The 14,788-nt window shown below is 69.9% G+C and carries 13 protein-coding genes, 2 rRNA genes and 2 pseudogenes; 5 read left to right on the top strand and 12 right to left on the bottom strand.

Annotated features, from left to right (window positions below; genetic code table 11):
- Positions 1-71: 71 nt before the first annotated feature.
- Together T333_RS19300 and steA are read right to left on the bottom strand one after the other, a co-directional pair.
- Positions 72-1,016 carry a copper transporter gene (locus tag T333_RS19300; protein WP_496425336.1) on the bottom strand — a complete coding sequence of 315 codons (945 nt, stop codon included), beginning with the start codon at positions 1,014-1,016 and terminating at the stop codon, positions 72-74.
- Positions 1,016-2,242: a putative cytokinetic ring protein SteA gene (gene steA, locus T333_RS19295; protein WP_355003111.1), complete on the bottom strand. Its 1,227-nt coding sequence runs from the start codon at positions 2,240-2,242 to the stop codon at positions 1,016-1,018. The genes T333_RS19300 and steA overlap by 1 nt, the downstream gene beginning before the upstream one ends.
- Positions 2,243-2,546: 304 nt before the next feature.
- On the opposite strand from steA, the gene T333_RS19290 reads away from it, so the two are divergent.
- The 4 genes and pseudogenes from T333_RS19290 (at position 2,547) to T333_RS19275 (ending at position 4,650) form a co-directional block, all read left to right on the top strand.
- On the top strand, positions 2,547-2,942 hold the full coding sequence (locus T333_RS19290; protein WP_496425335.1) for a nuclear transport factor 2 family protein: 396 nt from the start codon (positions 2,547-2,549) through the stop codon (positions 2,940-2,942).
- A gap of 160 nt (positions 2,943-3,102) precedes the next feature.
- Entirely contained in the window at positions 3,103-3,909 is an 807-nt protein-coding gene (locus T333_RS19285) for an LLM class flavin-dependent oxidoreductase (RefSeq protein WP_496425334.1), read from the top strand.
- A gap of 10 nt (positions 3,910-3,919) precedes the next feature.
- Positions 3,920-4,270 (top strand): annotated as a pseudogene (locus T333_RS19280) (hypothetical protein); the annotation flags it as partial.
- Between the two features lie 158 nt (positions 4,271-4,428).
- Positions 4,429-4,650, top strand: coding sequence for a lipopolysaccharide assembly protein LapA domain-containing protein (locus T333_RS19275; protein ID WP_355003108.1), 222 nt, complete (start codon positions 4,429-4,431; stop codon positions 4,648-4,650).
- A 12-nt stretch (positions 4,651-4,662) separates the two neighbouring features.
- Here the strand turns inward: T333_RS19275 and T333_RS19270 are convergent, their stop codons facing one another.
- Complete coding sequence (locus tag T333_RS19270) at positions 4,663-5,850, bottom strand: zinc-dependent alcohol dehydrogenase (RefSeq protein ID WP_355003107.1); 1,188 nt, start codon at positions 5,848-5,850, stop codon at positions 4,663-4,665.
- 75 nt (positions 5,851-5,925) lie between these two features.
- The gene (locus T333_RS19265; protein WP_355003106.1) at positions 5,926-6,261 is read right to left on the bottom strand and encodes a hypothetical protein; all 336 of its coding nucleotides are present in this window, start codon (positions 6,259-6,261) and stop codon (positions 5,926-5,928) included.
- A 159-nt stretch (positions 6,262-6,420) separates the two neighbouring features.
- Here T333_RS19265 and T333_RS19260 point away from each other — a divergent pair, with 159 nt between their 5' ends.
- A complete protein-coding gene (locus T333_RS19260; RefSeq protein WP_496425333.1) occupies positions 6,421-6,843 on the top strand; it encodes an SRPBCC family protein in 423 nt (140 codons plus the stop codon).
- Positions 6,844-6,966: 123 nt separating this feature from the next.
- Here the strand turns inward: T333_RS19260 and recN are convergent, their stop codons facing one another.
- The 8 genes and pseudogenes from recN to T333_RS19220 all read right to left on the bottom strand — a co-directional run.
- On the bottom strand, positions 6,967-8,736 hold the full coding sequence (gene recN / locus T333_RS19255; RefSeq protein ID WP_357255517.1) for a DNA repair protein RecN: 1,770 nt from the start codon (positions 8,734-8,736) through the stop codon (positions 6,967-6,969).
- Positions 8,714-9,706, bottom strand: a complete 993-nt coding sequence (locus T333_RS19250) for an NAD kinase (RefSeq protein WP_355003103.1) — start codon at positions 9,704-9,706, stop codon at positions 8,714-8,716. Before T333_RS19250 ends, recN begins: the two co-directional genes overlap by 23 nt.
- Positions 9,703-10,530, bottom strand: a complete 828-nt coding sequence (locus tag T333_RS19245; RefSeq protein ID WP_496425332.1) for a TlyA family RNA methyltransferase — start codon at positions 10,528-10,530, stop codon at positions 9,703-9,705. The genes T333_RS19250 and T333_RS19245 overlap by 4 nt, the downstream gene beginning before the upstream one ends.
- Position 10,531: 1 nt before the next feature.
- Positions 10,532-10,840 (bottom strand): hypothetical protein, encoded by a 309-nt coding sequence (locus tag T333_RS19240; RefSeq protein WP_357255519.1) that lies wholly within the window; start codon positions 10,838-10,840, stop codon positions 10,532-10,534.
- 13 nt (positions 10,841-10,853) lie between these two features.
- Complete coding sequence (locus T333_RS19235) at positions 10,854-11,744, bottom strand: HAD-IIA family hydrolase (protein WP_355003101.1); 891 nt, start codon at positions 11,742-11,744, stop codon at positions 10,854-10,856.
- 400 nt (positions 11,745-12,144) lie between these two features.
- Positions 12,145-13,311: pseudogene (locus T333_RS19230) on the bottom strand (tetratricopeptide repeat protein); the annotation flags it as partial.
- 1,159 nt (positions 13,312-14,470) lie between these two features.
- Positions 14,471-14,587, bottom strand: a 5S ribosomal RNA gene (gene rrf / locus T333_RS19225).
- A 113-nt stretch (positions 14,588-14,700) separates the two neighbouring features.
- Positions 14,701-14,788 (bottom strand): 23S ribosomal RNA (locus T333_RS19220); the annotation flags it as partial.

Below are 14,788 nucleotides of genomic sequence, written 5' to 3'. Positions count from 1 at the left end.
GGGTCTGCGACTGTGAGCGGGATCGCCCGGCGGCGTCCGCACGTGCGGCGGGATAGCGGCGGTCCGCGAGCTCAGCCCGGCAGCGCGGCGAGGGTGAGCGAGGTCGCCTTCGCGCCGGTGCCGTATCGCCCCGCGCCGCCGTTGAGCTGTTCGCTGAGCCCGAGGACGGCGGTGACCCTGCCGATCTCCCGATTCAGATTGTCCACGGTGGTCAGGGTGGTGGCCAGCGTCGCGTCGGACCGGGCGGACGCGATCGGTCCCGCGCCCTCGGCCGCGCCGGAACGGCCCGCGAGCACCACGCCCGCGCCGCGCCCGCGCAGTCCGCCCGCGAACCGGGCCAGATTCGAACCTTGGCTGTGCTCCGCGGCTTTCGCGCCGTTGCCGGTCACCACCACCGCGAGCTGGGCGGGCTGCACCGGCGTGTCGCCGTAGGCGAGGAAGCCGCCCCCGCGCAGGGTCTCCAGCACCAGGCTCAGCTCCTGCTGGGTGCTGCGCGGTTGCGCGGTGGCCGGATCGAGCAGCAGCACCAGGCCGAGCAGATCGCCCGCCATGCTGCCCTGGTCGACGCCGCCGGTGCGCAGCTGCGCGCCAGCCGGGATGACGTTGGTGATCGCGGTGCGCAGCCGGTCGCCCTCGGTCGCGTCGGTGAACGCGTCGGTCAGCGCGATCGGGCCCGCCACCGTCGCGCCCGCGGTCTGGATGCCCTTCGACACCGCCTCGATATCGGCGGCGTCCGCGTCCGGAGTGGTGAAGATTACGACCGAGCGAGCGCCGAGTGCGCCGCCCAGAATGCGGTCCGCGGAGCCCGCGATGAACCGGTCGGCGGCGTCGAGCTGGTCGGTGCGATGGCGGTTCTGTTCGCCGAGCGCGTCGACCTGCTGACGCAGTTCGGTCTTGTCCGCGCGCAGTCCGGAGAGCAGGTCCGCGGCGAGCGTCTCCGAGCCGAGCACCACGCCGATGGCGAGCGCGAGGAAGACGGCCACGAGGGAGGTCGCGTGCTGGCGCAGTGAGATCATTACCGCCCCTGAGTGTTCGACAGGTCTTGTAGGAGGCCCTCGGCCCGAACCGAGAGGCGGTTCCAGGTGTCGACGCCCCAATCGAGCAGTTCGCCGCCGGAGTTGGAGGCGAGCAGCACCACGATGACCGCGATCAGCGCGGCCAGCACCACCATCGCGATCGCCACGCCCGACACCCGGTTGCGGTACAGGGTGGCGACGGCCTTGGCGTCCATCAGCTTGGTGCCGAGCTTGAGTCTGGTCAGGAAGGTGGCCGGGTTGCTGTCGCGGCGGCCGCGGTCGAAGAAGTCGTCCAGCGAGGCGGCCGCGCCAACGGTCACGATCAGCGCGGCGCCGTGGTGGTGGGCCAGCAGCAGCGCGAGGTCGGCGGGGGCGCCGGAGGACGGGAAGGTGGTCGCGCCGATGCCCAGATCCTGGATGCGTTCCAGGCCCTTGGCGTGGCCGTCGGTGTCGGCGGGCAGGATGACCTCCGCACCGCACTTCATGGTCGCCGAGGTGATCTCTTCCGGATCGCCGACGATCAGATCGGGCCGGTAGCCCTGCTTCACCAGGGTGTCCGCGCCGCGGCCGACGCCGACCATGATCGGTGTGTACTCCTTGACGAACGGCTTGAGCCGCTTCAGGTCGTCGGCGTGGTCGGGGCCGTCGGCCACCACGACCACGTGCCTGCGCTTCATGTCGAGCTCCAGCTCGGGAACGCCGATGCCGTCGATGAGCAGCGCGCTCTCGGTGCGGACGTACTCGATGGTGTTGCCTGCGAAGGCTTCCAGGTGATCGGCCAGTCCGTTGCGTGCCTCGATCATCCGCTCGGCGACGGTGGCCTCGGTGAGCTCGATGGCCTCGACCAGGACCTCCGGCTCCTTCTTGGTCAGCTTGTCCGCGTAGACGACGCCCCCGTCGATGCGGACCCGGCTGCCGTCCTTGATCTTGGTGAAGGCGTCGGAACTGACCGTGTCCAGCAGCGGAATGCCGTTGGACACCAATACTTCCGGGCCCAGGTTGGGGTAGCGGCCGGAGATCGAGGGCGAGGTGTTGATCACCGCGACCACACCCGCCTCCACCAGCCGATCGGCGGTGATCCGATCCAGGTCCATCTCGTCGAGTACGACGACATCGCCGGGACCGATCCGTCGCAGCAGGCGCCGGGTGTTGCGATCCACCCGGGCCGTCCCGGTCAGACCGGGCAGCGTTTCGGTGTTCTTCGACAACAACGCCAGCATCCTCATGGCCCGATGATGGCCGCAAACTCTCAACCACTGGTGGAGGCGCGCCGGAACCACCCGCCCCATTCGTCACAGTGATACAAGCCTGTCCCATTTTCGAACCGACCGGACTGGTTGCCTCCACGCCGCACGCGTCTCGGACAGCGCTGCCGCTCGAGGCATGAGTTTGCGACGCCGCGCTGCGCGTCGTCGCCCGCGCCGGACTGGCGCAGCCGACCATGCAGGAAGTCGCCGAGCCCGAAACGCTGACATGGTGGGTTCCTTTCGTCCAAGCCGCCTGCGCCCACGCGGCCTACCGTGCTTCGGTATGAGGAGCTCAGGGACAATCGAGAATGGATCGGTCGCGGAAGAGATCCGGCGGCGTTATGACGAATGGCTGGCGGCGCTGGTAGCCAACGATGCCGAGCTGATCGCCGATTTCGTCTCCGACGACTGGGTTTTCGTTTCGTCGAACGGCGTGTCGGAGGGGGCGCGATTTCTCGAGTTGGTCGGCGCCGGGACGCTGAGCCACTCGATGATGGAGCGGGTCGGCGAGCCTCGGATCCAGGTGTACGGGGACGTCGCGACGCTGACGGTGCGGGTTCGCAATACGGCGCACTACGAGGGCGGGCGCGTCGACGCCGACGAATGGACCACCGATGTGTTCGTGCGTCACGACGGACGCTGGCTGTGCGTGCTCACCCAACTCACTGACGCCGCCTGATCTCGTGCGCCGGTTCAGGTGCACCTGGTGCGATAGGAGGCGAGATTCCCGCACTGTCGAAATCACTGATGAGCAGAGGATTTCGCGGTGAGCGTCGGTGACATGAGGATGAGCTTTCGCGACATTGGCCGCGGTCGGAGCCGCTCGTAACGTCGCGGGCATGACTTTGCAGCTCGGCGTCATCCTGCCCACCTCCTCCCCCGATCCCGAAAACCCGATGCTCGGTGACGTCCGTGCGGCCGCGAGCTTCGCCGAAGCGGTGGGGCTCGAATCGGTCTGGGCCGCCGATCATTTGGTGGCCAGCGGCCCGATTCTGGACAGCACGGTGGTGCTCGCCACGGCGGCCGCCGCGACCCACCGCGTGCGCGTCGGCTACGGGGTGCTGATCCTCGCCCTGCGCCCGGTCACTTGGGCGGCCAGGCAGATCGGCGCATTGCAGTACGTGTCGAACAACCGCCTGTTGCTCGGCGTCGGCACCGGCAATCCGGCCCACGGCGACGTCGGTTGGCGCGCGGCGGGCGCGTCCTTCGCCGAGCGCGGCCAACGCACCGACGAGGCGCTGCGCCTCCTCCCCGACCTGGTCGCCGGAAAACCGGTGACCCTCACCGACGGAACCGAACTCGCCCTCGCCCCCGTCGCGACGATGCCACCGGTCCTGGTCGCGGGCGACGGTCCACGGGCGCGGCGGCGGGCGGCCGAGTACGCCGACGGCTGGATCACGATCGGCGCGAGTCCCGCGCAAGTCTCCGCGAGCGCACGCGAATTGTCCACGCTCGCCGACGGATACGGTCGCACCGCGCCGACGATCACCGTGGTCGCCCCGCCGCTGGCCACCGCTCACGGGCAGGCCGCCGACCAACTGGCCGAATACGCCACCGCCGGCGCCGAACGGGTGATCCTCGCGCCGTCGCCCACGGGGTGGGAAGCGAGCTACGAGTTCGCCGCCGAGCTCCAGCAGTCACTGTGAACCTCGGAAATCGGCCTCCACACTGATGCAAGCGCTGCCCTACCGGGACTGGATCATCATCGGCGTCGGCCTGGACTCCGACGAGCGCGGCAACCCGCCGCGTATGTTCGCCGCCGCATTCGAACGGGCTCGCCGCGAGGGCTTCCTGCTCACCATGCACTGCGACATCGATCAACCCAACTCCCGCGAACACATCCGCCAAGCGCTGGAGGAGATCAGCGTCGACCGGCTCGACCACGGCACCAACATCGTCGAGGACGACCGGCTGGTGGAGCTGGCCCGCAATTCCGCGTCTTGGCTGACCCCGGCGCGCCTGGACGGCTACCTCCGCGAGATCGACGCCTACGTCGCCAACAGCTGAGGTCGAGGCGGCAATTACATGTCATCGCCGCCGTCGCTCGAGCGCCTCGGCTACATTGAAGCGACTTCTCAATGCCGAGCACGTTCGCGGCGTCGCCGAAGTCGGGAGCGGCGACGGCACGGCAGGCGACGGCGCACCCGGGCAGAGAGGATCGACCGATGGCCACCGAATCCCGTTCGTTCTTGTCGCGGATCTCGCCGACGCAATGGGCCGCGCTCGCTCTGACGGTGCTCGCGGTGCTGTTCGTCCTGGAGAACCGCACCAAGGTGACGATCGAATTCCTGCTGATCAGCGTGCAGTCGCCGATGTGGCTGATCCTGCTCGTCATGTTCGCCGTCGGCTGGATCGCCGGCGTGCTGACGATGCGCAAGCGGCGCTAGGCAGGGCCTAGATCAGGCGCTCGGTTCCAGCACGATCTTCACCGCGCCGTCGGACTTCTGCTGGAACATCGCGTAGGCCTCCGGCGCAGCAGACAGCGGAAGACGGTGCGTGGCAAAGGATTCCACGCCGAGCGGATCGCCGTCCACCAGCAGCGGCATGATGTCGTCGACCCAGCGGGTGACGTTCGCCTGGCCCATGCGCAGCTGGATCTGCTTGTCGAACAGCACCCGCATCGGAATCGGATCGACCATTCCGCCGTACACGCCGACCAGCGAGATCGTCCCGCCCCTGCGCACGATGTCGATCGCCGAGTGCAGTGCGGCGAGACGATCGATACCGGCGTTGTCCATCAGCTTCTGCGCCACGGCGTCCGGCAGGTAGGCCGCGGAGCGCTGGGCGATCGAGGCGAACGGCGAGCCGTGCGCCTCCATACCGACGGCGTCGATCACCGCGTCGGTCCCCCGGCCTTCGGTGATCTCCCGGATCACGTCGCCCAGCGGCGCGCCGACCGCCTCGAAGTCGAGCACCTCGATGCCGCGCGCGGCGACCCGCGCCAGACGCTCGGGCACACGATCGACGCCGATCACCCGGTAGCCGTGCTGCGCGGCGACCCGGCAGGCCATGTCACCGATGGGGCCGAGACCGAGCACGGTGACCGAGCCGCCGTCCGGCACCCCGGCGTACTCGACGGCCTGCCACGCCGTGGGCAGCACGTCCGAAAGGTAGAGGAAGCGGTCGTCATCGGGGCCCTCGGGCACCTTGATGTGCGTGTGCTCGGCGTACGGCACCCGCAGGTATTCGGCCTGCCCGCCAGGCACCTGTCCGTAGAGCTTGGAATAACCGAACAGGGCAGCGCCGCTGCCGTAGTCGCGGACCTGCGTTGTCTCGCACTGGGTCGGCAGACCCGCCGCGCACATCACGCATCGACCGCAGCTGATCTGGAAGGGCACCACCACCCGGTCACCCTTCGCCAGACCGGTCACCTCCGAGCCGACCTCCTCGACGATGCCCATGGGTTCGTGCCCGAGCACGTCGCCCGCGCTCATGTACGCGCCGAGCACTTCGTAGAGGTGCAGATCGGAACCGCAGATGCCCGAGGACGTCACCCGCACGATGGCGTCGGTAGGCGATTCGATGCGCGGATCCGGCACGGAATCGACCGATATCTTGCGCCTGCCCTGCCACGTCACGGCCTTCATGCGGGTCTCCTCGCCGAGTGTTCGGATATACCGGCGGCGTTGATGAGCCGTCGGACGAAGTCTTTCCAGGCCGCGTCAGTCCTCGTCGTCGAGCGAAGTCACGCCCGTGACGACGGTGATGGCGAACGACTGGGTGTTCAGGCACCCCGCGGTCACTGTGCTGCCCGCGGCGAATCCGCCGCGGCTCTCCCCGGCCCGCGCCATGTCGAAGCGGCTCCCCTGCTGCTCGGCCGAGCCGATCAGCGCGCAGGTCCACTGCTCGCCCTCCGGGTTGCTGCCGACCGCGATGCTGCCTTCCTCGGCGGTGTCAGCGGTGAGCGTCGGGGCCGCGGCGGCCAGCGCGCCGCCGAGCACGACCGCCGAGGCGGCGGCCGCGGTGATGAACGCCAAGCGAAGACCCGTTCGGAACATGGTCGTCCTCCTGATTTTCGGCTGTCGATGTACCCGCAGTTGCCCGTCAGCGCGGACCGAAACCGAATCGACGGAATGTGACCGCGCCTACACGGCACTCCGGCGCGTGACGTGGTACCTATACACTTCCGTCACAGACAGCTCGAAGAGGAGAAACGCATGGCCAGCAGCACCGTCGACGCCGTAATCCCCGCCCCGCGCGAGGCCGTCTACAAGTTCTTCGCCGAACGGGACGGCATCAACGGCCACCTCCCCGGCGTGCAGTTCACCCTGAAGAAGCCGGGCTCCCCGACGCCCTCGGGTGTGGGCGCTCAGTACGTGGTGGGCCGCGGTACCGTCGGCTTCATCGAGGAGACCACCAAGCTGGTGCCCGGCGAGCGGATGGAATACAAGATCGTCAAGGGCGTCCCCGTGAAGCGCCACGTCGGCATCGTGACCTTCGCCGACGCCGAGGGCGGCACCCGGGTGACGTACACGATGGAGTCGGAGCCGAGCTTGCCGGTGCCGGCCAAGGCGGTCGAGGCCGGCCTGCGGGTCCTGATCAACCAGTTCATCAAGAGCGCGCAGAAGGCGTTCCGCTGATCACTCCGGCCGCACTGGGTTCTCACCAGCCACTCTGAGCCCGGGACGCGCGCCGAAAAGACTTGCGTGACGAGGCCCTCGCCCCGAAGTACTTTCGGGACGAGGGCCTTCGCGTTCGGGACTTCAGGCGGTGGCGCGCTCGGCGCGGGCGGTCTCCAAGAGTTCCTCGGCGTGCGCGCGACCGGTCTCGGTGTCCTCCAGACCGGCGAGCATACGGGCCAGCTCGATGACGCGCTCGTCCTTGGTGAGCGCACGAACCCCGCTGTTGACCTTGCCCTTGCCGTCGTCGGACTTGTCCACCACCAGATGCGTGTCGGCGAACGCCGCGACCTGGGGCAGGTGCGTCACCACGATGACCTGGTGAGTGCGCGCCAGCCTGGCCAGCCTGCGGCCGATCTCCACCGCGGCCCGGCCGCCGACACCGGCGTCGACCTCGTCGAACACCATCGTCGCGCCGTGATCGGAACTGGCGAGCACCACCTCGAGCGCGAGCATCACCCGCGACAGCTCGCCACCGGAAGCGCTCTTGCTCAACGGCAGCGACTGCGCGCCCGAATGCGCGGAGAGCCGGAACTCGACCTCGTCCACACCGGACGAACCCGCGTGCAGTTCGGCGCCGTCGACGGTCAGCGGCGCGGAATCCTGGGCGCCCGCGGGCACCGGACGCACCTCGACCTCCAACCGCGCCTTCCCCATCGCCAGACCACCGAGTTCGGCGCTGACCGCCGCGGCCAGCTTGCCCGCGGATTTGGTGCGGGCCGCGGTGAGCTTGCGGGCCGCCGCGCGCACGCGTTCGGCGGCGATGTCGACCTCCGCGGCAAGCTTGGTCAGTGCCTCCTCGGAAACGTCGAGCGAATCCAGCCGGGCGCGCGCCTCGTCGGCCCAGGCGATGACGCCGTCGATGTCGGGCGCGTACTTGCGTGTGAGGCTCTTGAGTTCGGCCTGCCGGGTCAGCAGCGAATCGAGCGCGCCGGGATCCGACGGCAGGTCGGAGAGGTAACCGCTCAGCTCGGTGGTCAGGTCGACGACCACCGCGATGGCCTCGCCCAGCCGCGGCGCGAGCGCGGACAGGGCCGGATCGTCGGCCGATTCCAGCCGCGAGCGCGCGGCGCCGAGCAATTCCAGTGCGCCGGAACCGTCTTCGGGCGCGTCGGCCGGTCCGGCGAGCGCGTCGTGCGCGGTCGCCGCGGCCTCGCGCAACGAATCCAGGTCGCTCAGTCTGCGCACCTCACCGACGATCCGCACGTCCTCGCCGGGTTCGGGTGCGATGGCGTCGATCTCGGCGAGCGAGTGCTTGAGCCGATCGGCCTCCAACGCCAATTCCCTGCTGCGCGCGGTGCGTTCGAGCAGCTCGTTGCGTGCGTCCAGCCAGGAGCGGCGGTGCACCTGATACTTGCGCAGCAGCGGGCCGACGGTCTCGGACGCGAACTGGTCGAGCGCGTTGAGCTGCTGTTCCGGGCGTTGCAGGCGCAGCTGGTCGTTCTGTCCGTGCACGGTCAACAGCGGCGCGGTGAAATCGGCGAGCACCGAGGCGGGCACACCGCGCCCGCCGAGATGCGCACGCGAGCGTCCGTCACTGCCGACCGTGCGGATCGCGATGATGCTGCCGTCGTCGTCGGCCTCGGCCGCCGCCGATTCCAGCACCTGCCCGACCTCGGTGCGGGCGGCCTCGTTCACGTCCTCGACGGTGAACCGGCCCTCCACGACCGCGCGCGCCGCGCCCAGCCGCACCCGTCCCGCGTCCGCGCGGGCGCCGCTCAGCAGGTGCAAGCTGGTCACCACCATGGTCTTGCCCGCGCCGGTCTCACCGGTCAGGACGGTGAGACCCTCGTGGAACTGCGCCGTGGCCGTGGATATGACGCCGAGGCTGTCAATCCTGATCTCTGTCAGCACGTGTGCTCTCCGTTCGCCGTCGGCCTCGCCAGCCGGTCACAGGCAACTGGAACTTGCGCACCATCCGGTCCGCGAACGGCGCGGAGTCCAACCGCACCCAGCGCACCGGTTCGGCGCCGCGGACGGCCTCGACGCGGCCGCCCTTCGGCAGCGCCATGGTGCGCCTGCCGTCCAGGAAAACTATCGCATCGTGGCCCGTGGCAACGGATTCCACCGCGATCCTGGACTCCGGGCTGGTCACCAGCGGCCGCGCGAACAGGGCGTGCGCGTTGCTCGGGATCACCAGCAGCGCCTCCAGCTCCGGCCACACCACCGGGCCACCTGCCGAGAAAGCGTAGGCCGTGGAACCGGTCGGCGTGGAGACCAGGATGCCGTCGCAGCCGAACGACGAGACGGGGCGCCCGTCGACCTCGAGCACCACCTCCAACACGCCCATCCGCGAAGCGTTCTCGATGCTGGCCTCGTTCAACGCCCAGCCGGTCTCCACCACCTCGTCGTCCACCCGGACCGACAGGTCGATCGTCATCCGGTGTTCGATGCGGTAATCGCCGCGCACCACCTGGCCCAAGGCCTCGTCCAAGTGCTCGGCCTCGGCCTCGGTGAGAAAACCGATGCGCCCCAGGTTGATTCCCAGCACCGGCACCGACGCGGGACGCGCCAGTTCGGCGGCGCGCAGGAACGTGCCGTCACCGCCGAGCACCAGCACCATCTCGCAGCCGACCGCGGCGTGCGGGCCGTGCTCGACCACCCGCACCGGATAGCCGCCCGGCGCCGCGAGGGCCACCGCGTCCGGCCCGGCCTCGACGTCGAAGCGGGTGCTGTCGGCCTCGTCGTCCAGAACCCGCAGCCCGATTCCCGCCTCGGTGAAGATCTTCGCCACCCGGTGGGCGGTCTCGATGATCTCGGCCCGGCCCGGATGCGAGACCAGCAGGATCTCCCGGCCGCCGGATTCCGGCGCCACCGCGTTCACTGTGGACCCTCCTCAACCGCACGCTCGACCAGAGCAGCGACCTGCTCCGCGTCGTATTCGAACTGCCCGTCCTTGCGCAGCCACAGAAAGTATTCGACATTGCCCGACGGACCCGGCAGCGGGCTGGCCACCGCGCCGAGCGTGCGCAGCCCGTGCTCGGCGGCCGCCGCGGCGACCGTCCGCACGGCCTCCGCGCGCAGCGCCGGATCCCGCACCACACCGCCGGAGCCGACCCGTTCCTTGCCGACCTCGAACTGCGGTTTCACCATGGGCAGCAGGTCGGCGCCGTCGGCGGCGCAGGCAGCGAGGGCGGGCAGCACCAAGCCGAGCGAGATGAAGGACAGGTCACCGACGACGAGTTCGACCGTGCCGTCGATGAGTTCGGGTGTCAGATTGCGGACGTTGGTGCGGTCGTACACGCGCACCCGGTCGTCGTTCTGCAACCGCCAGATCAGCTGGCCGTACCCGACGTCGACGGCCACCACCTCACGCGCGCCCCTGCTGAGCAGCACATCGGTGAACCCGCCGGTGGACGCGCCCGCGTCGAGACAGCGCTTGCCCGCGACACGCACGCCCTCGGCCTCGGCCTCGAATCGCTCCAGCGCGCCGAGGAGTTTGTGCGCGCCGCGCGAGGCCCACTGCACCTCGTCGGGCTCCTCCCGCACCAGCAGCGGGGTACCCGCCTCCACCGCGGTCGCCGGTTTGGTGGCGACCGATCCAGCAATCAGGACCCGACCCGCGCCGATCAGCTCGACCGCGTGCTCCCGCGATCGCGCCAACCCGCGGCGAACGAGTTCGGCGTCCACTCGCGCGCGCCTGGCCACCTCAGATCTTGTCCACCGTAGCCAGGGCCTGGACCAGCACGTCGTGTGCCTGCTCCAGGATGCGCGCGCGCCGGGTGATGTCGACGCCGGATTCCGCGCTCTCCGGGGCCGCCCCGAAGGCGGCGCCGCGCGCGTCGAGCTCGGCGAGCAGGCTGTCGATCTCGCCGCGGATCCGGTCCGGGTCGGCGGGCTCCGGGCGCCCCTGCGCGCCGGGCAGATGCCTGCCGGGCAGCGGGATGCCGGGGCGGGGCGCGTTCGGTCCGGAACCGGGCACGCCGGGTCCCTGCGGGCGGGGCGTCGGAGTAGTCATCGTGTTGCCAACGCTATCGGATTTCCGAATCGGGCGCGCGCACCGTCACCGCCCGACCGGGGTAGCGCCGGAGCCGCTCGGACAGGTCGTCGGTCGAGTCGTCGTCGACCGGCGGGTGGTTCAGCGCGTCCAGGGAATCCGCGACGTAGGTGGGGATGCGTGTCTCGGGTGCGGTGCGCAGCTCGTCCAAGGTGCTCACGCCGGTCAGCACGAGCAGCGATTCGAGTCCGACGCGCTGCGCCCCCTCGATGTCGGTGTCCATCCGGTCCCCGACGACCAGTGCGCTGCGGGTTCCGGCGCGCACCAGCGCGTCCTCCAGCAGCGGCGCGTACGGTTTGCCCGCGACGATCGGCTCGCGGTCCGAGGCGGCACGCAGCGCGGCGACCATCGCGCCGTTGCCCGGTGCGAGACCGCGTTCGTTCGGCAGGGTCTTGTCGGTGTTGGCCGCCACCCAGAGCGCGTCGGCACGCAGCGCGTAGGCGGCCTCGGCCAGATCCGGCCAAGCCGTCTGCGGCGAATGCCCCTGCACCACGGCGGCGGGCACGGTCCCGTCGAAGCGGCGGATGCCGCGCAAGCCGACCGCGTCGACCTCGGCGACCAGATCGTCGGTGCCGACGACGAGCACTTCGGCGCCGGGGCGCAGGCGTTCGGCCAGCAGCCGCGCGGCCGCCTGGGCACTGGTCACCACGTCTTCAGCGGTCGCGGGGAAGCCAAGGTCCGCCAGATGTTCGGCCACCACCTCCGGGCCGCGACTCGCGTTGTTGGTGACGTACACGAGCCGCTGCTCCGACTCGCCGTTGCCCGCCAACGCTTCCGGCGCACCCTCGATCACCGCCGGACCGCGATACAGCGTGCCGTCCAGGTCCAGCAACAGGGCTTCGTAGCGATCTCGTAGCCGCTTCACACCACTCTCACTTCGTGTCACCGTGCCGTGCCGAATTCCGTGCGCGCCCAAGGCTCGTCGCGCCGCTCGCCGTGGATCGATCCGCCATGGCCGAGTCGCGGCGCACGCCCGCCGATCCGAGCGCCTCGACCACACGCCGAGGCCTCGACCCTACGTCAGGCGGCCGACAGATAGGGCATCGCGTTGCCGAGCACACAGCGCCGGGCGGACGATCCGGCCCAACGTGCTGAGCACGGCTTCGGTCGCCCACGGGTTGCGAAACCCGTTCCGCGACGGCGCTTCACGGTCGGCCCCTCAGCCGCCGCGCATCGAGCGCCTGAAGCGGCGTGGCGCAGTGTGGACCCGGCGACGATTCCAACGCGGCCGCGTTTGCCGCGCAGTCCAGCGCGGTCGGTGCGGACTACAGGTCGGTGTCGCCGGTCAGTTCGTCGGCGCGTTCCTCGGCGTCGGTCTCGCCGTCGAGGTCGGCGGAGGCCGCGTTGAGGAACCAGGTCAGGCCCTCGTCGGTGCGACCCGCGGCGACCAGGGCGTCGGCGTAGGCGTAGAACAGGCGCGCCGCAGCGGAGCCGGTGCGCTCCGGGTCGAGGTCGGACGTTTGCAGCGTCACCACGGCCTGGTCGTACTGGCCGAGATCCATGCGCGCACCCGCCACGACGATGCGCAACTCGGTGGCCTCGTCACCGCTCAGCGTGCGGGCTTCGTCGCTACGCCCCAGCTCGATCGCGCGCTCGGGACGACCGAGACCGCGTTCGCAGTCGGCCATCACGGCGAGCAGACCGTGCCCGCCGGACATGCGCCGGGCAGTACGCAGCTCGGACAGCGCTTCCGCCCACTCGCCCGCGTGGTAAGCGACGACGCCCGCGGTCTCGCGCACCACCGCGATCCGGCCTGCGCGCTGTCTGGCGGCGCGTGCGTGCGCGAGCGCCAAGCGCGGATCGTCCTCGACGAGGCGGACCGCCATCACCAGGTGCCGCGCCACGGTCTCGGCATTGCCCTTGTCCAGGCTCAGCAGATCGCGACGGACGGCGGTGTCCAAATCGGACGCCTGCACGTCGTCCGGCAGATCAGGTTCCTCGGGACGCGGCGGGCGCCGATCCATGGAACGGCCACCGGTGCGAGCGCCCTCGCCACCGCGACGACGATCCTGCTGTCCGCGGTCGTACTCGCCCGATTCGCTCCGGCGCTTGAAACCGCCCTGATCGCCGCTCTCGCCGCGATCGAAACCACGATCCGCGGCATCGCCGCGACCGCCTTCGCGCCGAGCGAAGTCGGGACGATCACCACGGCGCTGGAAACCGCCGCGTTCTCCGGAGTCACCGCGGCGCTCGTATCCGCCACGCTCACCCTCGCCGCGCCCGGAGAACCCGCGCCGTTCGCCGGAATCCCCGCCGCGGTCGAAACCGCCACGCTCGCCGCGTGGCTTGAAGCCTTTGTCATCGGAGTCACGGCGCGGCTTGAATCCGCCACGTTCTCCGGAATCGCCGCGCCGCTCGTAACCACCACGATCGCCCGAGCCGCCGCGGCGGTCGAAACCACCGCGCTCTTCGGAACCACCGCGCTGGTACCCACCGCGCTCGGAACCACCACGATCGAAGCCACCGCGCTCACCGGAACCGCCACGACGCTCGAACCCGCCACGCTCACCCGAGCCGCCGCGCTGGAATCCACCGCGCTCACCCGAGCCGCCACGGTTGAATCCGCCACGCTCGCCCGAGCCGCCGCGGCTGAACCCGCCACGCTCTTCGGAACCACCGCGCTGGTACCCACCGCGCTCGGAACCACCACGATCGAAACCGCCACGCTCACCGGAACCGCCACGACGCTCGAACCCGCCACGCTCACCCGAGCCGCCGCGCTGGAATCCACCGCGCTCACCCGAGCCGCCACGGTTGAATCCGCCACGCTCGCCCGAGCCGCCGCGGCTGAACCCGCCACGCTCTTCGGAACCACCGCGCTGGTACCCACCGCGCTCGGAACCACCACGATCGAAACCGCCACGCTCACCGGAACCGCCACGACGCTCGAACCCGCCACGCTCGCCCGAGCCGCCGCGCTGGAATCCACCGCGCTCGCCGGAACCGCCGCGACCGTAGCCGCCGCGATCCTCGGAGCCACCGCGTGGCTTGAAGCCTTTGTCATCGGAGTCGCGGCGCGGCTTGAATCCGCCACGTTCTCCGGAGTCACCGCGGCGCTCGTAACCGCCGCGTTCGCCCGACTCTCCCCGGCGCTGGAAACCACCGCGCTCTTCGGAAGAACCGCGCGAACCGTAACCGCCGCGCTCGCCGGAGCCTTCACCGCGCCGGAAACCGCCGCGACGACCGCCGCGACTATCGGAGTCCTCGCGTCTTCCAGAACCACCACGGCTACCGGGGTCCTCGCGGCGCTGGAAGCCACCGCGTCCACCGGACTCACCGCGTTCACCGGACCCGCCTTTGCGGTCGAAACCGCCGCGCGAAGATCCGTACGAGCCACCCGTGCCGCGAGACGGCCGGTCCGAACCGGCGTCGCGCTGACCCGAGGAGGAAGCGCTACGTCGGAATGGCTTCCGACCGTCGTTGTCTTCGGACACGGTGATCCCCTTCTAGGTTCCGCTGAGGTTGTTCAGGGCCCCATCAAATTGAATCACGTGCCGTCGGCGGGGCTCGGACTCGACGGCGCCAGGGGCGCGAAAGCGCCCCAAACGACGATAGGGGACCCAGAATTGGGTCCCCTATCGTGAAAGGATGTTCCGGCGGTGTCCTACTCTCCCACACCCTGTCGAGTGCAGTACCATCGGCGCAGGTGGCCTTAGCTTCCGGGTTCGGAATGGGACCGGGCGTTTCCCCACCGCTATAGCCGCCGTAACTCTATGAAACTATCCACACCAACAGCGCACACACCACCCCGTGAGAGGGTGATGCGGCTGCAGTGTCTGTGTGTTGTTTCAGATACCGCACAGTGGACGCGTAGCTTCTTTGTTGGTAAGTCCTCGGCCGATTAGTACCAGTCACCTCCACACGTTACCGTGCTTCCAGTTCTGGCCTATCAACCCCATGGTCTGTGGG

The organism is Nocardia sp. CNS-044 (genome assembly GCF_059570515.1).
The sequence above is the reverse complement of the archived record's forward strand: the minus strand, read 5'-3'. Positions and strand labels throughout refer to the sequence as shown.

Bases quoted from the DNA above. Each gene is read 5' to 3' on its own strand.
- T333_RS19300 (WP_496425336.1), bottom strand. From the start codon at position 1,016: ATGATCTCACTGCGCCAGCACGCGACCTCCCTCGTGGCCGTCTTCCTC.
- steA (WP_355003111.1), bottom strand. From the start codon at position 2,242: ATGAGGATGCTGGCGTTGTTGTCGAAGAACACCGAAACGCTGCCCGGT.
- T333_RS19290 (WP_496425335.1), top strand. From the start codon at position 2,547: ATGAGGAGCTCAGGGACAATCGAGAATGGATCGGTCGCGGAAGAGATC.
- T333_RS19285 (WP_496425334.1), top strand. From the start codon at position 3,103: ATGACTTTGCAGCTCGGCGTCATCCTGCCCACCTCCTCCCCCGATCCC.
- T333_RS19275 (WP_355003108.1), top strand. From the start codon at position 4,429: ATGGCCACCGAATCCCGTTCGTTCTTGTCGCGGATCTCGCCGACGCAA.
- T333_RS19270 (WP_355003107.1), bottom strand. From the start codon at position 5,850: ATGAAGGCCGTGACGTGGCAGGGCAGGCGCAAGATATCGGTCGATTCC.
- T333_RS19265 (WP_355003106.1), bottom strand. From the start codon at position 6,261: ATGTTCCGAACGGGTCTTCGCTTGGCGTTCATCACCGCGGCCGCCGCC.
- T333_RS19260 (WP_496425333.1), top strand. From the start codon at position 6,421: ATGGCCAGCAGCACCGTCGACGCCGTAATCCCCGCCCCGCGCGAGGCC.
- T333_RS19240 (WP_357255519.1), bottom strand. From the start codon at position 10,840: ATGACTACTCCGACGCCCCGCCCGCAGGGACCCGGCGTGCCCGGTTCC.